Below are 22,467 nucleotides of genomic sequence, written 5' to 3' on the forward strand. Positions count from 1 at the left end.
AGTACGGAGGAAGTATGATTAAATTAGGTGATTTTAACAATCTAGAGGTTGTAAGAGAAAGTTCAGTTGGATATTATCTAAGTGGGACTGATGATGGTATATTATTACCATATGGAAATACTCTAGATAGAAAGCTTACAGTAGGTGAAGAGGTTCATGCTTTTATATATAGAGATTCTAGAGATAGGCTTATTGCCACTCTTAAGACACCTCTAGCAACTATTCATACAGTTGCATATCTAGAAGTAAAATCTATAACTGAATTAGGTGCATTTATTGACTTTGGTCTTGAAAGAGACATATTTGTACCTATAAGGGAACAGAAATATAAGCTAGAAGTAGGAAAGAAATATTTATTCTACATATATGAAGATAAAACGAAGAGATTAGCTGCAACAACTGATATTGATAGAGCACTTGATATATGGGAAGATGTTACCTTGGGCGAAGAAACAACTGGTATTGTATATGGATATCAGACAAATGGTTCTCTTATGGTAGCTGTAAATGGTCTATGCAGAGGTGTGATTCTTAATAATGAATATTTCTCTGATGTAAGGCCTGGCGATGAAATAAAGGCAAGGGTAAAGAAGATATATGAAGATGGAAAAGTTGGCCTAACACCTAGAAAACAAAAGCTTGAGGAAAGAAGTGTGCTTCAAGAAAAGATATTACAATATCTTAAAGATAACGGTGGGTTCATGAAATATAACGATAAGTCTTCACCAGATGTTATAAAAGAAGTTTTTAATTCAAGCAAAAATTACTTTAAGATGGCATTGGGTGGGCTTATGAGAGAAGGAATTATAAGTCAAGACGCAAATGGAACAAAGTTAATTGATAAATAGATAGCTAAGGCTATCTATTTTTTCTTTAATTAAAATCACGTTTATTAGTATATGCATAAGCGATGCTTATTATAAGTGGATACAAGAGTATATGAAAATATAAATTAATTGATAAACTAGTGTATCTATAGAAGTTATATGAACCATACTAATGTCAAAGGAAAAAAGGAGGTTCATACATATGAAAAAATTTGGGAAAAGAATTATCGCAATTATGATTTTATTTCTATTTACTACATGTTTCAATGCATTTGGAATAGAGAATCTTTCAAATGTTACAAGAGTTCAGGTATTAAGTACTGGGCAAAGTGATGTAATATTGATACTTAGTAAAGAATTTAATATTCTTATTGATACTGGAGTTGAAGATTATAGTTCCAAGCTTATAGCACATTTAAAAAGTGAATCAGTTGATAAATTGGATTATGTTATACTTACACATTATCATAATGATCATTTTGGAGGGCTAGAAGCTGTATTAAAATCTGTAAAAGTAGCACACTTGATGCTTCCAGAATTCTGCGTAAATAAAAATGAAAAAGAGAAAGTTATGAAAGTTGTAGAATCCTCCAAGGTTAAATATGAATATGTAAAGGCTGGATGGTATCTAGAACATAATGACATACATCTTAAAGCCCTTACACCAACAAAACCAAGCAAGGTTCTAGAGAACAATAATTCAATGGTGCTCTTAGGGGAAATAGCTGATTTAAGGTATTTATTTATGGCAGATGCTGAAAGAGATTTAGAAAAGCAAGTTATGAAAAACAACGATATTAAGGATATAGATGTTTTAAAAGTTGCTCATCATGGAATTGGTAGTGGAACGTATAAAGATTTTGTAAGAAAGGTTAAGCCAAGCGTAGCAATAATAACTTCTAATGGTGAAGAAAGTCCTAATAGTGAGGTAGTGAAGAACCTAACAGATATTAAATGCAATGTCTTTAGAACAGATCAATATGGAGATATAATGGTTTTAAGTGAAAAAGATGATGCTGGAGTTGTTCACTTAGAAGTATATTCGAGAAAAAATTAGAGTGTAGATTAAAAAGTTTGTAGCTATCATTCCAAAAAGTAAGCAGGTTTATAGGCTATAGAATTTTCTTTATTACAACTTAATAAAAAATAAAAACCACTGTAGAGTTTTTTAGCAAAATCATCTACAGTGTTTTTTTTATTATATTTCTTTGTTCCTTAAAATTATCTTGAGCAATTCATTTATAACCAATGGTACTAGAGATAGTAATATTACAAATCCCCAATCTTTAAGGGTAAGGGAATATACTTTAAATAATTCTGCTATAGGTGTTATTGTTATAACAGAGGCTTGAAGAATAATTCCAATTATTATAGCTATAATCAAGAATCTATTAGAAAATAGACCGATTTGGAAGATGGATTTTCTATCATTCCTGATTGAAAGTGCATAAAATAATTGTGAAACACTAAGCACTACAAAAGCCATGGTTCTAGCATGTGGAACTGAATTGGGATATAGGTACTCACCTACTCTAAAAGCCACTAATGTCAATGCTCCTATTAGTATTCCGTTAAGTGGTAGCATTAACTTTGTGCTTCCGCCAAAGATACTCTCCTTTGGATTTCTTGGAGGAAGATCCATAACTCCTTTATCACCAGGGTCAACACCTAACGCTAAAGCAGGTAAGCTATCAGTTATTAGATTTACCCAAAGTAAATGTATTGGTAGTAGAGGTGAATCCCAGTTTAGCAATATAGCTACAAATAAAGTTATTATTTCACCAAGGTTGCAAGAAAGTAAAAAAACTATGGATTTTTTTATATTACTAAAAATGTTTCTTCCTTCTTCTACGGCAGAGACTATTGTCGTAAAGTTATCATCCGTCAACACCATGTCAGCAGCACCTTTTGCTACGTCAGTACCAGTTATCCCCATAGCTACACCAATATCAGCAGCTTTTAACGAGGGAGCATCATTTACTCCATCCCCAGTCATTGAAACAATGTTGCCATGTGATTTAAAAGCTTTAACTATTTTTACTTTATGTTCAGGAGATACTCTTGCGAACACTCTTAGATCTCTTACTTTATTACTGAAGTCTTCATCATTTAATTTATCGATATCTTCACCAGAAATTGATTGATTTAAACTATCTGCAATTCCAAGTTCTTTAGCGATGGCAAAAGCTGTATTTTTATAATCGCCAGTAATCATAACTGGTGTAATTCCAGCATTTTTGCATAATGAGATAGAGTCTTTAACTTCTAATCTTGGAGGATCAATCATTCCAACCATTCCTATAAAGATTAGATCTTTTTCTATTTCATCTAATCCAATATGTGGTGGAGCGTCAATATCTTTATATGCCCCGGCTAGAACTCTAAGTGCGTCGTCAGACATTAAATCTACAGCTTTTAGAATATCTTTTTTCATATTTTCAGTCAAATCTAGGATTTGCCCATTAAGCATAAGCTTAGTAGAAATTTTTAAAATGCTGTCAATAGCACCTTTAGTAAAGACTTTATATTTTTGTCCATATGAATTAACTGTTGACATAAGCTTTCTATCTGAGTCAAAAGGAACTTCGTCAATCCTTTTATGCTCAGCATTTATAATATCCTTAGTAATATCATATTTAAAACCAGCTTCTAATAGAGCAATTTCTGTAGGATCACCCGTTTTTGAGCTTTCTGAATATGTAGCATCATTGCAGAGCATCATGCATTCAATTAATAGCTTGTTAGTTTCAAGGTTGAAATCTAAATCTTCAATATGAAGTAGCTTATCATTCGCATAAAATTTAGTTACAGTCATTTTATTCTGGGTAAGAGTACCTGTTTTGTCCGAACATATTATATTAACTGATCCAAGGGTTTCAACTGCAGGAAGCTTTCTTATAATGGCGTTCTCTTTAATCATTCTTTGAACACCCATAGCTAAAACAATTGCTACTATTGCAGGAAGTCCTTCTGGTATAGCTGCAACAGCTAAGCTAATTGAGGTAAGTAGCATTTCAAAAACATCTCTTTTTTGGAACATAGAAACTATAAAAATGAAAAAGCATATTCCAATAGAGCCTATGCCTAAATACTTGCCTAACTGTTCAAGCTTTTTTTGAAGTGGAGTTGAATCTTCAACCTCTTCATCAAGCATTTTTGCTATTTTACCTATTTCAGTATCCATACCAGTACCGACAACAACACCAATACCTCTTCCGTAAGTAGCTAGAGTAGACATAAATACCATGTTGTGTTGATCTCCAACACCTACTTTTCCTTCGATTATTACATTTGCATCTTTATCTGCAGGTACAGATTCACCCGTAAAAGCAGACTCTTCCATCTTAAGGTTTGCGCTTTCAATTAATCTTAAGTCCGCAGGTATATATCTGCCTGCATCTATTATAACTATATCCCCTGGAACAACTTCTTCAGATGGAATCTCTGTTAATTCTCCATTTCTTTTTACAACAGCCTTTGGAGTAGAAAGCTCTTTTAAAGCTTCTAAAGCTTTTTCAGCTTTAGATTCCTGAACAACTCCAACAATAGCATTTACAAGTATTACAATAATGATTATTATAGCATCGCTGATTTCGCCCATTATTCCTGATATCAATGCAGCGGCTAAAAGTATATAAATCATAAAGTCAGCTAACTGTGCGAGGAATAGCTGAAATATGCTTTTTTTCTTTTTACTGGCTAATTTATTCTCACCATACTTTTCGATTCTCTTTTTAGCTTCTTCAGTAGATAAGCCTATAGATTCATCTACGTTCAGATCTTTTAATACCTCGGAAGTATTTTTCGTATACCACATAGAATATATCACCTCATTATACAGTATAAAATAACCTTAATTAAGACATCTAATATAAGTATATCACATATTGAATATTATGAAATAATTGCCATGAAAAAACAATTCGACATGATATACCATAAACTTAGTTGTTACTTTAATTATATTTTGATATAATAATACACATTAATATTAGTAATTAGTAAAATAAATATGCAAGTAGTATATAGATTTTAAAACTTTCCTTGTTTGACAGGAAAACGGTTAATAATAAATTGGGTTGAGAAGATGCGGAAAAAAATCACTGAAGAAAGTTGCTTCAGCGATTTTTTAAAAGTACTTAAAGATATAAAAATTGATAAGTAGGTGGGATTTTATGGAGATATCAAGAGTAGGTAGAAAAACTGCTGTCCAAAGTGAAGAAAGAAAGAAAATAGATAGTAAAAAGGATTTTTCGCAGAGTTTTAATAAGGAAAGACAAAAAAAATCTGAAGAGCAGTTAAAAGATTTGATGGATGATATAAAGAAAAAGGGTAATAGACTTGTAATTACTAAAAGCTATGCAGATGTTAGAGCCTATAAAAATCAAATTAAAGAGTACTTAAAGTCAGTACTAGAGTATATGTACAATGTAAAAAAAGATATAAGTTTCTGGCAGACTCAGTATTTTATAACAGTTGATACAATAGATGCAAAGCTACAGGAAATTACTGACGCTCTTTTATCTGAAGAAAAAGATAATATTTCTATTGCATCTACTGTAGATGAAATTCAAGGACTTATGGTAGATATTTACAAATAGAAGTAGCTATTTAAAATTAAAAAAAGTGTTCTTTAAATATACAATAGGAAAGCTACTATAGGTAAAGTGCAAAATTGCTTGCTTATATAGAAAGAACTTTCAAAACTTATTGTATGTTAAATAAGAATACCTGTGAAATATCACAGGTATTCTTATTTTTTACTTTACAAGGAAATATATAATTTTAATATTTTAACCAGCTACTTACAGAGGCATCCGATGGCATTCTCCAATCGCCTCTTGGAGAAAGACTAATTGTACCAACCTTAGGACCATCAGGTAAAGCAGATCTTTTAAATTGTTGAGAGAAGAATCTGTTCAAGAATTTATCTAGCCATTTTCTAATGGTGGTTTCATCATATAGATCCTTAAAAGCAGTTTTAGCAAGGAACATTATTCTTTCAGGTGAAGAACCATGTCTTATAAAATGATATAAGAAGAAATCGTGAAGTTCATAAGGACCAACAATATCTTCAGTTTTTTGTGCTATATCACCATTCTCATCTTTTGGTAGAAGTTCAGGACTTACTGGTGTATCTAATATATCATACAAAGTATCAGAAGCATTTTTATTTACTTCGTATTTAGCTACGTAATCAACTAAGTATCTAACCAAGGTTTTAGGTATAGAACAGTTTACAGAATACATTGACATATGATCTCCGTTATAAGTGCACCAACCAAGTGCAAGCTCCGAAAGATCCCCTGTTCCTACAAGTATACCACCTTCTTTATTTGCTAAATCCATAAGAATTTGAGTTCTTTCTCTTGCCTGAACATTTTCATAAGTGATATCATGGATATTTTTATCATGACCGATATCTTCAAAATGTTGAAGAGCAGCATTTACTATATTTATTTCTCTAAGATCGCAGCCGAGTTCAGTACATAGGGTAAGAGCATTGTTGTAAGTTCTGTCGGTAGTGCCGAAGCCAGGCATTGTTATTGTTATTATATTTTTTCTAGGCAGTTTTAGCATATCAAAGGTTTTAACTGCGACTAAAAGTGCAAGGGTAGAGTCAAGCCCACCAGAAATTCCTATAACGACTTTATTTAGGGTAGTATGTTCTAATCTCTTAGCTAAAGCTGATGCTTGAATGTTAAATATCTCTTTGCATCTATCTTTTCTTTGTACTTCAGAGGAAGGAACAAAAGGATGCTTATCAATAAATCTATTGAAATCAGTAACATCGATATTGTCAAAAGCAAACTCAATATTTCTAAATTCAAAGGTATTAAGTCTTGCAGTATCTCTGAAGCTTACATTTTTCAATCTTTCCGAATTTAATTTATATAAGTCTATTATTGACGAAATAACTTCATTATCTCTTTGAAAACGCTCATTTTCATTTAGTTTAGAGCCGTTTTCTGCAATTAGCATATGACCACTAAAGAGTAAATCGGTGGTTGATTCATGTACACCAGCAGAACTATATATATAGGAACTCATGCATCTAGCACTTTGGTCAGAAACTAGAGATTTTCTATAATCGCTTTTAGATACAAGTTCATTTGAGGCTGAAAGATTGCCTATTATATTAGCACCTGCTATGGATAAATAAGAACTTGGTGGAACCACAGTCCACAAATCCTCGCATACTTCGAATCCAAAGCGTGCATCTTCGTAACTAAAAATAAGATCTGTTCCAAAGGGAACAGCTTTTTGAAAAGGTAGATCAATGTTCTTGTCTTTAAGTCCAATTCCCTCTGTAAACCATCTTTTTTCATAAAACTCCGTATAGTTAGGGATATAACTTTTTGGTACTATACCAAGAACTTTGCCTTCAAATATAATAAAAGCACAGTTGTAGAGACAATTATTATATATAAGTGGATTGCCTATAGCTATGAGCATATCTTTTCCCATAGTATATTCGCATATAGCTTCTACACCATTGATAGATTCTTTTATTAATCTAGACTGTGAAAATAAATCGCCACATGTATAGGCTGTAACAGCAAGTTCAGGGAAAACTAAAGCTTTAACTTCTTGTTTTAAGCCTTCATCTATGCATTTTTTTATATTTTCAACATTATATTTTATATCTGCTACTTTTATTTTAGGGCAGGCAGCCCCTACTTTTATAAATTCCATATAATCAACTCCATCCTATTAAACAATCTGAAAGGTTACATAAAGATGAAATGGCTTCAATATGAAAACATAAGTTTAAATATGAAGTAATTCATCCATATTAATGTTAATTGTAAATACAAATAAAATCAATATTTACGAAAATAAATTACAATATTAAACGGCATGTTTCATTTATGAATGGATATTTTTAAACTGAAATATATTGACATAAAATTTAAAAAGTGATATATAAAAAATAGGGGTTAGCACTCACTAAGTATGAGTGCTAACAGTGTACTTCTTGTTGGCTTAGTATAAACAAATAAGAAGATGTTTATTAGGTATATTGCTTTTTAGGAATTAAGAGATAAAGTAAATAAGTTTTTAGATGGCAGTTACCTTGTACATGAAATAAAGCTAGGCTCACACATATATATGCCTGGTTTCAATTGCGAAAGGAGAGGTTTTATAATGGAAACAAAACAATTTAAAGCAGAATCCAAGAGACTTTTGGATCTTATGATTAACTCAATCTATACTCACAGAGAGATATTTTTAAGAGAGCTTATATCAAATGCTAGTGATGCTATTGATAAGATTTACTACAAAGCACTAACAGACGAATCTATATCTTTTGAAAAAGATGACTACTTTATTAAGGTTAGCGTTGATAAAGAGAGCAGAACTGTAAAGATATCTGATACAGGTATAGGAATGACTAAAGAAGACCTTGATGATAATCTAGGGGTTATTGCAAAAAGTGGTTCATTGAAGTTTAAAAAAGAAAATGAAATAAAAGATGGATATGATATAATAGGACAATTTGGTGTTGGATTTTATTCTGCATTTTTAGTAGCTGATACTGTTACCGTTATTAGTAAAGCTTTTGGTAGTACAGAAGCATATAAATGGGAATCCAAAGGAGTAGAAGGCTACACAATTGAACCTTGTGAAAAGGCTACTGTAGGAACAGATATAATCCTTAAGATAAAGGATAATACAGAAGATGAGAGCTTTGATGAATACTTAGAAGAATATAGACTAAAGTCCATAATCAAGAAGTACTCTGACTTTATTAGATATCCAATTAAGATGGATGTTACTGAAAGTAAGCTTAAAGAAGGCAGTGAAAGTGAGTACGAAAGCTATACTGAAGAAAAAACTATTAATAGTATGGTTCCAATTTGGAGAAAAAATAAATCAGAATTAAAAGAAGAAGATTATAACAATTTCTATTCAGAAAAGCATTTTGGTTTTGATAAGCCTTTAAAGCATGTTCATATAAGTGTTGATGGTGCTATTAGCTACAACGCAATATTATTTATACCAGAAAGAACACCATATGATTTCTATACTAAGGAATACGAAAAAGGTTTAGAATTATATTCAAGTGGTGTTATGATAATGGATAAGTGTGGAGATTTACTTCCAGACTATTTTGGTTTTGTAAAAGGAATAGTTGATTCAGAAGATTTGTCCTTAAATATATCAAGAGAAATATTGCAGCATGACAGACAACTTAAGCTTATTGCAAAGAACATAAAGAACAAGATAAAGAGCGAACTTGAAACTATGCTCAAGAATGATAGAGAGAAGTACGAAAAATTCTATGAAGCTTTTGGAAAACAATTGAAGTACGGTCTATATAGTGAATATGGCAGCAATAAAGATGTTCTTCAAGACTTAATAATGTTCTATTCTTCAAAGGAAAAGAAGATGGTTACACTTGCTGAGTATGTAGATAGAATGGCAGAAAGTCAAAAGTATATTTACTATGCTTCAGGGGAATCAAATGAGAGAATAGAAAAACTTCCTCAAACTGAGCTTTTACTTGACAAAGGATATGAAATACTATACTTTACTGATGAAGTAGATGAATTTGCTATAAAGATGTTGATGTCTTATAAAGAAAAAGAATTCAGATCAGTATCAAGCAATGATCTTGGAATTGAAGATGATGACAACAAAGAAACTTCAAAGGAAGAAGAAAAAGAAAACAAGGATATCTTTGAAGGAATGAAGTCTATATTATCTGGAAAAGTTAAAGAAGTTAGAGCTTCAAAGAGATTAAAGAATCATCCAGTATGCCTTGCAAACGATGGTGAGCTTTCAATTGAAATGGAAAAAATACTTAATGCAATGCCAAACAATCAAGGAGTAAAGGCTGATAAGGTTTTAGAGATAAATGTAAATCATGACGTATTCAAATCACTTAAGTCTGCTTATGAAGCTGACAAAGATAAGTTTAATTTGTATACAGATATATTATATAATCAGGCTCTACTTATAGAAGGTCTATCAATTGGAGATCCTGTAGAATTTACAAATAATATTTGCAAAATAATGAAATAATAATAAAGCCATCCTCACTATAGCTCTATAGGGGATGGCTCTATTATTTTAGATCTAGGTGCTGTTAAGGCAAAGTGTTGAAATTAAGTGGTTATTCATTCGATGCTTTAATGAGTTTAATTTCAACGGTACTTCTTAACTTACACCGAAAATTCATTAAAAGGAGTAGAAGATGAGTGGTAGTATAGATTTGTTTACATGTGAGGGATATCATTGTAGCGTATATGTTCCCGAGCAATATATTGAAAGTGAATCAAGCTTTCCAGTTGTATATGTAAATGGTGTAAATGATATAAGAGAAATAGTTGGTGCTATAGAGCCATATTTCTATAAAGATTGTCCTCCATTTATTCTAGTAAATATCCAGCCTAAAAACTGGAATGATGATTACACTCCTTGGGCAGCAAAAGGCATAGCTAGGGATGGAGAAGACTTTGGGGGTAAAGCTGATAATTATATTGAGACTCTTTTATATAAAATAAAACCATATATTGATACTAACTACAGAACTAAGTCTGATTACAAAAACAATGTATTACTTGGATATTCTCTTGGAGGTCTTTTATCTTTATATGCACTTTATAGTTGTGCATGTTTCGGTAAAGTAGGAAGCCTTTCAGGATCATTATGGTATGAAGAGTGGATAGAATATATGAGTTTAAATAATCCTTATAATAAAGATGCTAAAGTTTATTTATCTCTTGGAATAAAAGAAAGTAAAAGCAGAAACCCACGTATGGCTAATGTAGGAGTTTGTACTGAAAAAGCATTCGAAATGCTACAAAAGCAACTTAGCAGTGAAGAGAATGTTAAATTAGAGTGGAATAATGGAGGACATTTTACAGAAATAACTGAAAGATTTATAAAGGCAATTTTATGGCTTGTGAAAGATTTATAATAGATATAATCTTATGAATCCATAGTTAAAATATTAAAAACATTCAAAAGACTATCTTATTAAATGTAAAATATATACAAAATAAGCAAGTGTAATGGTATAATGATTTTGAGGATAACTGATTTATGAAGATTAAAATTACGGAGTTTAAGACAATAAGTAAGTAATAATGAATCATATTTTAGTTGTTAAATTTAATGATGGATGGGTATTATGAAAAAAAGAGATGTTATAGGTCTATTAGTCATTATTATATTAATATTAACAATTTTACTTGGGATAAAACTTTTTAAAAGTAGTTCAATTGTAGTCTATAAAACTGACATAATAGCTGATGACATAAGAATTAATAATCTTACATTAGTATCATTTGAGGATAAGTTATATGTTCAAGATGGATATATACTGAAGCTTACAAAGGAAGGAAGTAAAGTAGACTCTTTGAATGTTGATGTTGAAGTAGCAGGGAAAAGTGTTATAGGCTTTGTTTATGGAGACATATTTAAGAAATATAATGAGAGTGTTACAGATACTTTTAATGTTATTGAAGATGTTAAAATATCTAAAGATTCTAAAATGACAGTTAAGATAAGATATACAATAGATGGAAAAGAAAAAGAGTACAAAGATGCAATTAAGATGAGCTCAATTATGAAGTTTGATGAAAAGAATCCAAATGCAGTGAGAAAGTAATAAAATATAGATAAATTTAGATGTATAAAAAAAGCATTATCCAACTTAGGATGGTGCTTTTATTCATAATAATAGTTGTTGTTTGGAAGAGACGAGTAAAATGCTATAGATAATCTTCTGCAATTAGACGGAGAAGAATTTGTGATATACCTTGCTGCAGTTGGAAAAAAGAAAGAGGTTTAAATAAAATCATAAAACTGTAACTTAAATCACAGAAAACAATTTTTATAAATGTTACTATGGATATAATAAGTTATTATATAACGATGTATGTTTTATGAAAGGATGGTACATTATGAGTTACGATATAAAAGAATTAGATATTAATGAAGGAACATTAATAGGAGATATTGCTAAAAAATATCCGTCTATAAGAGAATTCTTAATTGAACTATCACCTAAATTTGAAAAGTTAAAAAATCCAATATTGTTTAAAGCTATGTCATCAAAGGCAACAATAGCACTTGTTAGTGAAAAAAGTGGATTTGAAGTTGAAGATTTGATTAATATGATAAAGAAGCATATTGAAGACAAAAATATATAAAGAAGATAGCGTGTATTCATTAGAGCGGAGAGCTTTGAATCTACGAACTAAATTGTGTGAGATTTTAAATATATGCTTATATAAAAAATAAAAATAGTGTCAGACTTAAAAGATGATATTGTCTAGATTAAAAATAATAAGTAATTGAAAAACACCTTGTAGGATAGAAAAACTATTATACAAGGTGTTTTTATTATTAATATTGGTTACGATAAATATCATTAGAAATTTACATATATAGAATTTTTTAATCTCTTTATATCGCTTATAGGTGGGAGTCCAAACATTCTTGAGTATTCACGACTAAATTGGGAAGGACTTTCATAACCTACTTGAAATGCTGCATCTGCAGCTTCTAAGGTTTCTGAAAGCAATAACCTTCGCGCTTCTTGTAATCTGACTTGTTTTTGATATTGAAGAGGGCTCATTGCAGTAACTTTTTTAAAATGATGATGCAATGATGATGGACTCATATTTATAGTTTTTGCCAGTTCCTCAATACTCAAGGATTTTGAAAAATCTTTGTTAATTAAGTTTATAGCACTTGAAATTGCTTGAGCATGGCTTCCAATCATAGCAAATTGTTTTACCACATCCCCCTGATCATCTTGTAAAATTCTATAAAGAATTTCTCTAATAAATAAAGGGGCAAGAACTGGAATATCTGCTGGTGTTTCTAATAGACTAACAAGTCTTAGAAGAGCATCTAGTAAGGATAGACTAGTCTTATTTACAATCAGTCCACGAGGGGGATTCTGTTTTGTCATAGTTGCTTGTTTAGTTTCCTTTATTATATCAAGAATTTGATCACTACTAAAGCCAAGTCTTAAGCTTAAATATGGGGCATCAGATGAAGCTTCAATGATCTGACCAGTAATAGGCAAGTGGACAGAAGCAACTAAATAGGAATTTTTATCATATCTATAACCTTCAGAACCTAGTATAACCATTTTTGCCCCTTGTACTATCACACATAAGGACGGTGTATAAATCGAATGTAAAAGTTCTGATTTCTCCGTGGAACGGATAAAGTCTAGTGACGGTATTGAGGAAGATTGAAGTCCTTCTTTATCAGTAAAACGTTCTATGAGATTAGCTAATTGTTTTAGTTTATCTTCAAACAATTCATTTAATTTGTTTAGCTTTTCATTCTCCATAGTGAACTCTCCTTTAGATTATGTAAAGATTATAGTTCTTTTTGGAGGATTAGGCAATGATTAAACGTAAATAGGCTACCTGCGAAGGCTTCTCATATATTACAATTAAGTTAAGAAATTATAGTGTCTAAACTCAGATGTAGCTATAGATGAAACATGCAAAGAATTAACGTGATTTTGGGCAGAATAAATTAATGCAAGAAAGGATGGATATATGATGAAAGAATTAAATGGAAAAGTAGCAATTATTACTGGGGCATCAAGAGGTATAGGTAGTTCTATTGCAAAACAATTAGCTGGGGCAGGAGCTAAGGTAGTAGTTAATTATTCAAATAGTCCTGAAAAAGCAGCTGAGGTGGTAAATGAAATTAAAAAGAATGGTGGAGAAGCTATTGAAATACAAGCTGATATAAGCAAAGTAAGTGATGTAGAAAACTTGTTTACAGAGACCATTGAAGCTTTTGGAAAAGTAGATATATTAATCAATAATGCTGGGGTAATACTATATAAATTACTTTCTGATGTTACAGAAGCAGACTTTGATAGGCTCTTTGATATAAATGTAAAGGGAACTTACTTTGCATGTCAGCAGGCAATGAAGTTAATGGAGAATAACGGTAGGATAGTCAATTTCTCAACATCTGTAGTAGGAAGTATGCTTCCAACCTATAGTGTGTATGCAGCTACAAAAGGCGCGGTTGAGCAGATAACTCGCCAATTGGCTAAAGAATTTGGAGCTAAGGGAATAACAATAAATACAGTTGCACCTGGGCCTGTTAATACCGATCTATTTAATGTAGGAAAAACAGAACAGCAAATAGATGCAATGAAAAAGGCTAATGCTTTTGGACGACTTGGTGAAACTGAAGATATAGCAAATGTTATTGAATTTTTAGTAAGTGATAAGGCTCAATGGGTTACAGGGCAGACTCTTAGAGTTAATGGTGGATTTGTATAATATTGATTTTGGAATTAGTGAAGATGAATTACTTTGAATCGTAACTAATTTTTAAATTTACATGATTTGTTTTTGGAGAACTCTAATAAAACGTGTATATAGTGGTGCTGAATATCAAAAATTGTTAATTAATAATGAACAAATCTATATTGACATATATGGTGTCCTGTTGTACACTGTTTATATAATTTAATAAGGCCTCACTTTAACTTAGTGAGGTAGAGGCGCGGTGTTTAATAGTTCTTAGAGGAGTTTGAGAGTACTATGATTCTAAGAAGAAGGAAATGTCGCCGAAGTTTATAATACTTCTCAGTATTATTTGCTGGGTCTGCAGTTAAGAACTGCAGGACTGTCTCAATAAACATCCCGGTTTATTGAGTTGTGCTATCTCATTTGGGAAAAAGAAGGGGTATTAGGCTAATTTTGTGTATTAGGACCTGAGCTCATCTCAGGTCTTTTTTTATTACAATCAGATATGTAAGAATTGCAATATATGGATGAATCTACATATTATTGAGCTTAATAACTTTATAAGTCTAAAAGGTTGTATGTAATGAGAACTTATTAATGAATTAAACAATGTCTTAAAAATAGGACAAGTAGCATAATACAAATTTAAATTTAATAAAAAGGGGATAATTAAACATGAAAAAGAAATTAGCGTTATTAATAGCAATGACAATATCAGCTACAGTACTTTTAGCAGGTTGTGGAACAAAGGCAAATGCTGACAAGAGTTCAGCTTCTAACGGAACTTTTAAGATAGGTCTTGAAGCTGGATATGCACCATTTAACTGGACTCAAAAAGATGATTCAAATGGAGCAGTAAAAATAGATGGAAGCTCAGAGTATGCAGGTGGATACGATATAGAAATAGCTAAAAAGATAGCTAAAGATTTAGGTAAGGATTTAGTTGTAGTAAAAACTGAATGGGATGGTCTTGTACCAGCATTAACTTCAGGTAAAATTGATGCAATCATAGCAGGTATGTCACCTACTGCAGAACGTAAGAAGACTATAGATTTTTCTGATAACTACTACAAATCAAACTTAGTTATGGTAGTTAAAAAGGGTGGTAAGTATGAAAATGCTACATCAATACAAGATTTCAAAGGAGCAAAAGTAACTGCTCAATTAAATACATTCCACTATTCAGTAATAGATCAAATTCAAGGTGTTCAAAAACAACCAGCTATGGATAACTTCCCAGCAATGAGAGTTGCCCTTGAATCAGGTATAATTGATGGTTATGTTTCAGAACGTCCAGAAGGCGTAAGTGCTGAAACTGCAAATTCAAAGTACAAAATGGTTGAATTCAAAACTGGATTTACTACATCTGATGATGATACAGCAATAGCTGTAGGTGTTGCAAAGGGTAGTGATTTAACTTCAAAGATTAATAAAACATTAGCAGGTATCTCAGAAGAACAAAGAAAGACAATAATGGATACAGCTATAAAAAATCAACCAGCAGCAAAATAGTAATGTTACAAGTATGCTAGAGCTACCAAATATAAGATTTGGAAGATAGCTTTGAAAAAAATCGTCAATGAAGGTTATAAAAACAGTTTTTTATTAGAAACCGAATGTATTTAAGGATGTGCCGCTTCTTTTTAAACTTTTTAGAACATTCCTAAGTTGTGAGGAAAAGACTTGAAAAGTGTTGTTAACTATGAAGCAGTATATCTGTACCACATTCGGTTTCATTATTGAAGGAGGAAAAAAATGAGTTTTGATTGGGTTGTAAAAATTGTTTCAGAAAACTGGCAGATGTTCCTTAGAGGAGCTGGCACTACTCTGTTAGTTGCACTGACTGGTACTATTATAGGGTTTGTAATAGGTTTATTAGTAGGAGTTATAAGAACTGTACCAATGCCTGAGAAGGGTATTAAAAGATATTTCCTTAAGCTCGTAAATGCACTATTATTTGTTTATATAGAAGTATTCCGTGGAACTCCGATGATCGTACAGGCTATGGTAATTTACTATGGTACAGCTTTGGCATTTAATTTGAATATGGATAGACTTTTTGCAGCAGTACTTATAGTATCTATAAACACTGGTGCTTATATGTCAGAAATTATTCGTGGTGGTATTGTTTCGATAGATAAAGGACAATTTGAAGCAGCAGATGCTATAGGAATGAAGCATTTTCAAGTTATGACTAATGTTATATTACCACAAGCTATACGTAATATATTACCAGCAACAGGTAATGAGTTCGTAATCAACATAAAGGATACTTCGGTACTTAACGTAATTTCAGTAACTGAATTATACTTCCAAACAAAATCTGTTGCCGGAAATAATTTTAGATACTTTGAATCATTCTTTGTTGCATGTATACTTTATTTTATAATGACTTTTACAGTAACAAGAATATTGAGATTAATTGAAAGAAAATTAGATGGACCAGATAACTACATTATGTATGCAAATCAAATGCAGGTAGAAACACCTGAAGATATAGCTAGAAAAAATAAAGAAGTTAATATGTATTAAACGAAGGAGGGAATAGTATGGAAAATGTAATTGATATTAAACATTTAAGTAAATCTTTTGGAACTCATGAAGTGCTTAAGGACATAGACTTTTCAGTAAAAAAGGGAGAAGTTGTATGTATAATAGGATCATCAGGATCAGGAAAATCTACCCTTCTACGTTGTGTTAATCTACTTGAAAAGCCAACTGGTGGAGAAATCATATATAAAGGTGAAAACATCCTCGATGATAAACACGATATTTATGCTTATCGTACAAAACTAGGTATGGTATTCCAATCATTTAATCTTTTCAATAATCACAATGTTTTAAGCAATTGTGTTGTTGGACAAGTAAAGGTGCTAAAACGTTCAAAGGCCGAAGCAGAGGAAGTTGCAAGAAAGTATTTGAAGGTTGTAGGCATGGAACAATATATTAATGCTAAACCAAAGCAATTATCAGGTGGACAAAGGCAGCGTGTAGCTATAGCTAGAGCACTTTCAATGGAACCAGATGTAATGTTATTTGATGAACCAACTTCAGCACTTGATCCAGAAATGGTAGGAGAAGTTCTTAAGGTTATGAAGGAACTTGCTGAAAGTGGACTAACAATGCTTATAGTAACTCATGAAATGGGCTTTGCTGAAGAAGTATCTGATCGCGTAGTGTTTATGGATAAAGGAGTTATTGCAGAAGAAGGAACTCCAGAGCAAATATTTAAGAATCCAACTCAAGAGCGTACTAGAGAGTTCTTAAAGCGTACATTAAAATAATAAAATTTAAGCCTTTTAAAGAGCAGTAAATTAAAATATTTACTGCTCTTTTATTTATGTAATTTTAATATTATATTAGAATATATAAAACTGATATTGAAAGGAAGTTATCATATGAAAGAAGTGACTGCAGCTATTATCGTAAAGGATAATTTGATTTTGATAGCTCAAAGGGGAAAAGATGAAAAAGAAGAAGGAATGTGGGAATTCCCCGGAGGGAAGATAGAAATAGGTGAGACAGAGGAGCAGTGCTTAAAGCGAGAAATAAAAGAAGAGCTTGATATTGAGATTGAAGTGGGTGATTTCTTAGGTGAAAGCATATATGATTATTCCCATGGACAGATAAAACTTCTTGCATATTTCGCCCAATTTATAAGTGGGGAGATAAAGCTCTCAGTTCATAGTTTAATAAAATGGGTGACTATTCAGGAGATAGACAAATTCAATTTTGCACCTGCGGATATACCTCTGGTTAAAAAGCTTAAGAGTTGTTATAAATAAGTTTAGCAAATATAAAAAAGAAGCTTATGTGAAGATTTTAAATAATCACATAAACTCCTTCTTCAGTCTTGAAAGCTATTTATTGGGAGTATCCATTAGCCCAATAAATAGAGGTAATTTTGTATCATTATCGATTACGGCATAAACAAAGGGACGATTAAAATTGATGAAGGTAGTCAAAGCTTGTTTTGATATATCAACTTTGGTAATAGATGAAGCTTCTGTACCATTTTCATCTACTCTTAAATAAGTGTTTTGTGCAATTTCACTAACAAATAGACTATCTTTATTAGTTGATATTTTATTGAGATTTGCTTGGGTTGGATCAAAAAGCTCTTTTATACCTAATGCTGATAATTCGTTTTTAATTGATTTACCAAATTGTATTTCAAACTTTGGAAGTGAGACATAAAGTTCTTGGGATGTTAATGAGCTTATCTTGTTAGCAAAACTATCTTTATTAAGACTTGAAATATAATCTCTTATATTAGTCTGTTCATTTGGCATCATTGCTATGAAGCTTAGATTTCCATTAGCATACGGGAGAGATATTATTTGCTCCGAACTATTAGATAAACTTTTAATGTTATCCTCTTGACTCATAAAATCAGTAGTAATACTTACGTGATCACTTGTGGTAAAGTTTGATTTATGAGTATTATTTTTAGGGAAAGGCTTTTGCCAATTGGCGTTAAAGTAGATACTGGATAATATTATCATTACATCGTCTTTATCTATTCTTTCAATTATGTTACCGATTTTATTATTTGTTACCTTTTTACCCCAAGCATTTATATGATTCTTTGCATTTTCAGCTTGCAGATTTAACTCATATGCATCTGTGTTATAAAAGTTCTTGTTGATATTTAGGAAATCTTTATTTACATCGAAGCCATTATCAAACCATATGGAATTTGAAATACTTAAGGTGGTCTTATTTTTCTTACTAGGAAGTCGTGAAACTAAGGTTTTATAATATATATTTAGCTCATCACTACTTAAGCCATATTTTGAAAGTGCTTTTAAAAGCTCATCCTTTGTATTCCCGTCAGCTCCGTTTAAAACACTTCCTAAGGCTAGATACAAAGATGTAGGAGAATAAACAGCATTTTTTTGTTTCGTAAGTTCTTTAAACATTGATATAGAAAATTCTGAAGTTGAATCTAAAAACTCCTTAGAAAGATTATCTTTTAAGGTTATGTTTTCAGAACCAATACCTTGCATTAAATCTTTTGCTTTTACTGAATTATTAAAAGGCCCCTTAATAACAGTAATACCAACAATAAATATTATTAGGACAAAAGAAGTAAAAGCAAAAATAAAAAAAGTTTTTCTGGAGAATAAATTTCTTGAAGTATGCTCTTTGTCTAAGGTCTGTTTTATCATATCCATAGTTTTATTCTTTAACTTATCATTCAGTTGTATATTGTCTAGATCTTTTTTAAATTTCTTACTCATAAAACTCATCCCTCTCTAATTTGTTTTTAAGCTTTTCACGAGCTCTCTTGAGTTGAGTACGAATCGTAGCTTCATTAACTTTTAATATATTAGATATTTCCGAGATAGAATAACCTTCATAATAATACATGTAAATTACTATCTTATATTTATGTTCTAAACTAAATACAGCCTCAAATACTTCGCTAAGCTCAATGCCTTCAGTAACAGAATCAATGTCATTAATAGAAACAGTATTTTTGTTCCAATAGCTTTTTAAAAAATCTTTGCAAGTATTTGCAGTAACTTTAATAAACCAAGCGCGTTCATGTTCTTGATTTTTAAAGTAGGGTTTTTTCTCAATAAGTTTTAAAAATACTTTTTGAAATACATCTTCAATATCTGCATTTTCCTTCAAATATAATCTACATATTTTATAAACTGTATTTCCATGAGTTTCTATTTTTTTGCAATAGTAGTCACTATCATATTGGGATATAGTATGCATACCTTAACCCCCTTTCAATATATAAACGATTGATATCTGTAAAAAGTTTCGGTTAATGGAATAAATTTGTATATACTTAGCTTAATCGATTTTTTATATTAGTCAATATATAGGGATGTATGAGTTTCAAAATGTACTGTAATTATATATAAATTTGTAAAAATAATTCATCATATATCATTGTATAAGTTTTATTTAGCGTTTGGTAAAATATATTACATAAAGTTAAACTGAATATAGTGTAAATAAATCATGTGTTTTAAGCTTTTTATGAAAGGGTTGATGGATTATGGGAATTACATTTAATGAAGATAATAAAGTTTTTCACTTACAAGCTAAGGATACAAGTTATATTATGCAAATTGTAAAAGATGGATATCTTGCTCACCTATATTGGGGGAAAAAAATCAGAAATGTAAATGAAAAAGATATGTTAGTTTATAGAGGAAGAACTTCTTTTTCAGCTAATCCAGATGATAAAGATAAGATATTCTCATTGGATACACTTCCTCAAGAGTATCCAGCCTATGGAAATACAGATTTTCGTACTCCTGCTTATCAACTTCAGCTAGAAAACGGTTCAACTATAACTGATTTAAGGTATGAATCATATACAATTTCTAAAGGTAAACCAAAACTTAATGGTTTACCAGCAACTTATGTTGAAGCTGAAGATGAAGCAGAAACTTTAGAAATAGTATTGATTGACAGCTTGATTGGTTTAAGAGTACATCTATTATATACTGTGTTTGAAAAATATAATGTTATCACAAGAAGTGCGCGATTTGTAAATGAAGGGAATTGTAACTTAAAGCTCCTACGTGGATTAAGTATGAGTTTAGATTTTATGAGAGATGATTTTGATTTCTTACATCTAAATGGATCCTGGGCTAGAGAAAGGCATATTATAAGAGAAAAGCTAACTCCAGGTATGCACACAATTGAAAGTAGAAGAGGAGCAAGTAGTCATGAGCATAATCCATTTATTGCAATAATAAGCCAAGATTGCACAGAAGAAAAAGGTGAGGCTTATGGCTTGAGTTTGGTGTACAGTGGCAATTTCTTGGCTCAGGCTGAAATAAATATGTATAAATCCACAAGAGTTTCATTAGGTATAAATCCATTTGACTTCTCATGGTTATTAGAACCAGGACAAGATTTTCAAACACCTGAGGTAGTAATGGTATATTCATCTGAGGGGCTTGGCGCAATGTCTAGAACTTATCATAAGTTATACAGGACAAGACTCTGCAGAGGAAGATATAGAGATAAGACAAGACCAATATTAATAAATAATTGGGAAGCAACCTATTTTGATTTCGATGCAGAAAAGCTCATAAATATAGCAAAAGAGGCAAAGAAGCTTGGTATTGAACTTTTTGTACTGGATGATGGATGGTTCGGAAAAAGGAATAGTGATGATTGCTCTTTAGGTGATTGGGTAGTAGATAAGAATAAATTGCCTGATGGGCTGAAAAGTTTAGGAGATAGAATAAATGATTTAAATATGAAATTTGGGCTGTGGTTTGAACCAGAAATGGTTTCACCTGACAGTGATTTATATAGAGCTCACCCAGATTGGTGTTTACATGTACCTGAAAGGACTCGTTCTACTGCAAGAACTCAATTAATATTAGATTTATCAAGAGAGGACGTTTGTGACTATATTGCAAAAGCCATTTCACAGGTATTAAGCAGTGCTCCTATTAGTTATGTAAAGTGGGATATGAATAGAAATATGACAGAAGTAGGATCAAAACTTCTTTCAGCAGATAGACAAAGAGAAACTGCTCATAGATATATTTTGGGATTATATAAAATTATGGATAAGTTAACTGATGAGTTTGAAGATGTTCTTTTTGAGGGTTGCTCAGGTGGTGGTGGTCGTTTTGATCCAGGTATACTTTATTATATGCCTCAAATATGGACTAGTGATGATTCAGATGCAGTAGAACGATTAAAAATCCAATATGGAACTAGTATTTTATATCCTGCTAGTACTATGGGTGCTCATGTTTCAGCTGTTCCGAACCACCAAGTCGGAAGAAATACGCCTCTTAAGATGAGAGGAGATGTAGCTATGTCAGGTAATTTTGGATATGAGTTAGATCTTACTAAATTCACAGAGAAGGAAAAGAAAGAAGTTAAAGAACAAGTAATGCAGTATAAAGAATTAAGAGCTTTGATTCAATTCGGTGATATGTTCAGATTGGTAAGTCCATTTGAAGGTAAGGGAAATGAAACTGCTTGGATGTATGTGTCGGAGGATAAGAATGAAGCAATGGTTGCCTATTTTAGAATCCTTGCCGAGGCTGATGCGCCTGTAAGAAAACTTAGACTTATTGGATTAGATCCAGATAAAGATTATCTTGTAAGTGAATGTGAAGGGATTTTTGGAGGAGATGAGTTAATGTATTCAGGCATTACAATACCATTTTTATTTGGAGATTATCAAAGTGTTGTTTGGAAGATTAAATCAAAGTAAAACTTAAATTAGAGACTATGGGGATTATAGTGATTTGTAACATATAGAGCGTTTGAAGCCTTGTTATATAAAAGTAAAAGTTACAGATTTTCTTTAAATGTATCAGAAAAAACTTGAAAAATAATTAAATAATGAGATAATTAAGTGCAAACAACTTGAATTTTTTAGATGTTTG

The 22,467-nt window shown here is 31.3% G+C and carries 18 protein-coding genes and 1 riboswitch; of the genes, 13 read left to right on the top strand and 5 right to left on the bottom strand.

The genetic code is table 11. The annotated features are described in order from the left end of the window. The first annotated feature begins 14 nt into the window (after positions 1-14). Together bsdtw1_RS06220 and bsdtw1_RS06225 are read left to right on the top strand one after the other, a co-directional pair. Positions 15-848, top strand: a complete 834-nt coding sequence (locus tag bsdtw1_RS06220) for a CvfB family protein (protein ID WP_183276737.1) — start codon at positions 15-17, stop codon at positions 846-848. Positions 849-1,029: 181 nt separating this feature from the next. Next, positions 1,030-1,884, top strand: coding sequence for a ComEC/Rec2 family competence protein (locus bsdtw1_RS06225; RefSeq protein WP_183276738.1), 855 nt, complete (start codon positions 1,030-1,032; stop codon positions 1,882-1,884). 141 nt (positions 1,885-2,025) lie between these two features. On the opposite strand, the gene bsdtw1_RS06230 is transcribed toward bsdtw1_RS06225, so the two are convergent. Continuing rightward, complete coding sequence (locus bsdtw1_RS06230) at positions 2,026-4,644, bottom strand: calcium-translocating P-type ATPase, PMCA-type (RefSeq protein WP_183276739.1); 2,619 nt, start codon at positions 4,642-4,644, stop codon at positions 2,026-2,028. 358 nt (positions 4,645-5,002) lie between these two features. Between bsdtw1_RS06230 and bsdtw1_RS06235 the strand changes: the two genes are divergently transcribed. Continuing rightward, positions 5,003-5,428, top strand: a complete 426-nt coding sequence (locus bsdtw1_RS06235; protein ID WP_183276740.1) for a YaaR family protein — start codon at positions 5,003-5,005, stop codon at positions 5,426-5,428. Between the two features lie 184 nt (positions 5,429-5,612). On the opposite strand, the gene bsdtw1_RS06240 is transcribed toward bsdtw1_RS06235, so the two are convergent. After that, a complete protein-coding gene (locus bsdtw1_RS06240) occupies positions 5,613-7,523 on the bottom strand; it encodes an NAD(+) synthase (RefSeq protein ID WP_183276741.1) in 1,911 nt (636 codons plus the stop codon). Between the two features lie 453 nt (positions 7,524-7,976). Here bsdtw1_RS06240 and htpG point away from each other — a divergent pair, with 453 nt between their 5' ends. The 4 genes from htpG (at position 7,977) to bsdtw1_RS06260 (ending at position 11,992) form a co-directional block, all read left to right on the top strand. Next, a complete protein-coding gene (gene htpG / locus bsdtw1_RS06245; RefSeq protein WP_183276742.1) occupies positions 7,977-9,857 on the top strand; it encodes a molecular chaperone HtpG in 1,881 nt (626 codons plus the stop codon). 172 nt (positions 9,858-10,029) lie between these two features. Continuing rightward, on the top strand, positions 10,030-10,755 hold the full coding sequence (locus bsdtw1_RS06250) for an alpha/beta hydrolase (protein ID WP_183276743.1): 726 nt from the start codon (positions 10,030-10,032) through the stop codon (positions 10,753-10,755). 213 nt (positions 10,756-10,968) lie between these two features. Continuing rightward, complete coding sequence (locus bsdtw1_RS06255) at positions 10,969-11,448, top strand: hypothetical protein (protein ID WP_183276744.1); 480 nt, start codon at positions 10,969-10,971, stop codon at positions 11,446-11,448. A gap of 295 nt (positions 11,449-11,743) precedes the next feature. Next, a complete protein-coding gene (locus tag bsdtw1_RS06260) occupies positions 11,744-11,992 on the top strand; it encodes a DUF1858 domain-containing protein (protein ID WP_183276745.1) in 249 nt (82 codons plus the stop codon). Between the two features lie 221 nt (positions 11,993-12,213). On the opposite strand, the gene bsdtw1_RS06265 is transcribed toward bsdtw1_RS06260, so the two are convergent. Beyond that, positions 12,214-13,149 carry an AraC family transcriptional regulator gene (locus bsdtw1_RS06265; RefSeq protein WP_183276746.1) on the bottom strand — a complete coding sequence of 312 codons (936 nt, stop codon included), beginning with the start codon at positions 13,147-13,149 and terminating at the stop codon, positions 12,214-12,216. A 214-nt stretch (positions 13,150-13,363) separates the two neighbouring features. Here bsdtw1_RS06265 and bsdtw1_RS06270 point away from each other — a divergent pair, with 214 nt between their 5' ends. From bsdtw1_RS06270 to bsdtw1_RS06290, 5 genes are all read left to right on the top strand, one after another. After that, positions 13,364-14,107: an SDR family oxidoreductase gene (locus tag bsdtw1_RS06270; RefSeq protein WP_244638112.1), complete on the top strand. Its 744-nt coding sequence runs from the start codon at positions 13,364-13,366 to the stop codon at positions 14,105-14,107. Between the two features lie 211 nt (positions 14,108-14,318). Next, a riboswitch (Lysine riboswitch) is annotated at positions 14,319-14,502 on the top strand. 250 nt (positions 14,503-14,752) lie between these two features. Further along, positions 14,753-15,589, top strand: a complete 837-nt coding sequence (locus tag bsdtw1_RS06275; protein ID WP_183276747.1) for a transporter substrate-binding domain-containing protein — start codon at positions 14,753-14,755, stop codon at positions 15,587-15,589. 243 nt (positions 15,590-15,832) lie between these two features. Beyond that, on the top strand, positions 15,833-16,609 hold the full coding sequence (locus bsdtw1_RS06280) for an amino acid ABC transporter permease (RefSeq protein WP_183276748.1): 777 nt from the start codon (positions 15,833-15,835) through the stop codon (positions 16,607-16,609). A gap of 17 nt (positions 16,610-16,626) precedes the next feature. Beyond that, the gene (locus tag bsdtw1_RS06285) at positions 16,627-17,361 is read left to right on the top strand and encodes an amino acid ABC transporter ATP-binding protein (protein ID WP_183276749.1); all 735 of its coding nucleotides are present in this window, start codon (positions 16,627-16,629) and stop codon (positions 17,359-17,361) included. Positions 17,362-17,475: 114 nt separating this feature from the next. Further along, on the top strand, positions 17,476-17,862 hold the full coding sequence (locus bsdtw1_RS06290) for a (deoxy)nucleoside triphosphate pyrophosphohydrolase (protein WP_183276750.1): 387 nt from the start codon (positions 17,476-17,478) through the stop codon (positions 17,860-17,862). A 75-nt stretch (positions 17,863-17,937) separates the two neighbouring features. Here the strand turns inward: bsdtw1_RS06290 and bsdtw1_RS06295 are convergent, their stop codons facing one another. Together bsdtw1_RS06295 and bsdtw1_RS06300 are read right to left on the bottom strand one after the other, a co-directional pair. Then, positions 17,938-19,320 (bottom strand): serpin family protein, encoded by a 1,383-nt coding sequence (locus bsdtw1_RS06295; protein WP_183276751.1) that lies wholly within the window; start codon positions 19,318-19,320, stop codon positions 17,938-17,940. Beyond that, positions 19,313-19,807, bottom strand: a complete 495-nt coding sequence (locus bsdtw1_RS06300) for an RNA polymerase sigma factor (protein WP_183276752.1) — start codon at positions 19,805-19,807, stop codon at positions 19,313-19,315. The genes bsdtw1_RS06295 and bsdtw1_RS06300 overlap by 8 nt, the downstream gene beginning before the upstream one ends. A 289-nt stretch (positions 19,808-20,096) precedes the next feature. On the opposite strand from bsdtw1_RS06300, the gene bsdtw1_RS06305 reads away from it, so the two are divergent. After that, a complete protein-coding gene (locus bsdtw1_RS06305; RefSeq protein WP_183276753.1) occupies positions 20,097-22,292 on the top strand; it encodes an alpha-galactosidase in 2,196 nt (731 codons plus the stop codon). Positions 22,293-22,467: the final 175 nt, after the last annotated feature.

The sequence above is a fragment of the Clostridium fungisolvens genome (assembly GCF_014193895.1).
Lineage (GTDB): Bacteria > Bacillota > Clostridia > Clostridiales > Clostridiaceae > Clostridium_AR > Clostridium_AR fungisolvens.

Bases quoted from the DNA above. Each gene is read 5' to 3' on its own strand.
- bsdtw1_RS06260 (WP_183276745.1), top strand. From the start codon at position 11,744: ATGAGTTACGATATAAAAGAATTAGATATTAATGAAGGAACATTAATA.
- bsdtw1_RS06235 (WP_183276740.1), top strand. From the start codon at position 5,003: ATGGAGATATCAAGAGTAGGTAGAAAAACTGCTGTCCAAAGTGAAGAA.
- bsdtw1_RS06305 (WP_183276753.1), top strand. From the start codon at position 20,097: ATGGGAATTACATTTAATGAAGATAATAAAGTTTTTCACTTACAAGCT.
- htpG (WP_183276742.1), top strand. From the start codon at position 7,977: ATGGAAACAAAACAATTTAAAGCAGAATCCAAGAGACTTTTGGATCTT.
- bsdtw1_RS06285 (WP_183276749.1), top strand. From the start codon at position 16,627: ATGGAAAATGTAATTGATATTAAACATTTAAGTAAATCTTTTGGAACT.
- bsdtw1_RS06270 (WP_244638112.1), top strand. From the start codon at position 13,364: ATGATGAAAGAATTAAATGGAAAAGTAGCAATTATTACTGGGGCATCA.
- bsdtw1_RS06230 (WP_183276739.1), bottom strand. From the start codon at position 4,644: ATGTGGTATACGAAAAATACTTCCGAGGTATTAAAAGATCTGAACGTA.
- bsdtw1_RS06295 (WP_183276751.1), bottom strand. From the start codon at position 19,320: ATGAGTAAGAAATTTAAAAAAGATCTAGACAATATACAACTGAATGAT.
- bsdtw1_RS06280 (WP_183276748.1), top strand. From the start codon at position 15,833: ATGAGTTTTGATTGGGTTGTAAAAATTGTTTCAGAAAACTGGCAGATG.
- bsdtw1_RS06250 (WP_183276743.1), top strand. From the start codon at position 10,030: ATGAGTGGTAGTATAGATTTGTTTACATGTGAGGGATATCATTGTAGC.
- bsdtw1_RS06240 (WP_183276741.1), bottom strand. From the start codon at position 7,523: ATGGAATTTATAAAAGTAGGGGCTGCCTGCCCTAAAATAAAAGTAGCA.
- bsdtw1_RS06220 (WP_183276737.1), top strand. From the start codon at position 15: ATGATTAAATTAGGTGATTTTAACAATCTAGAGGTTGTAAGAGAAAGT.
- bsdtw1_RS06290 (WP_183276750.1), top strand. From the start codon at position 17,476: ATGAAAGAAGTGACTGCAGCTATTATCGTAAAGGATAATTTGATTTTG.
- bsdtw1_RS06275 (WP_183276747.1), top strand. From the start codon at position 14,753: ATGAAAAAGAAATTAGCGTTATTAATAGCAATGACAATATCAGCTACA.
- bsdtw1_RS06265 (WP_183276746.1), bottom strand. From the start codon at position 13,149: ATGGAGAATGAAAAGCTAAACAAATTAAATGAATTGTTTGAAGATAAA.
- bsdtw1_RS06255 (WP_183276744.1), top strand. From the start codon at position 10,969: ATGAAAAAAAGAGATGTTATAGGTCTATTAGTCATTATTATATTAATA.
- bsdtw1_RS06300 (WP_183276752.1), bottom strand. From the start codon at position 19,807: ATGCATACTATATCCCAATATGATAGTGACTACTATTGCAAAAAAATA.
- bsdtw1_RS06225 (WP_183276738.1), top strand. From the start codon at position 1,030: ATGAAAAAATTTGGGAAAAGAATTATCGCAATTATGATTTTATTTCTA.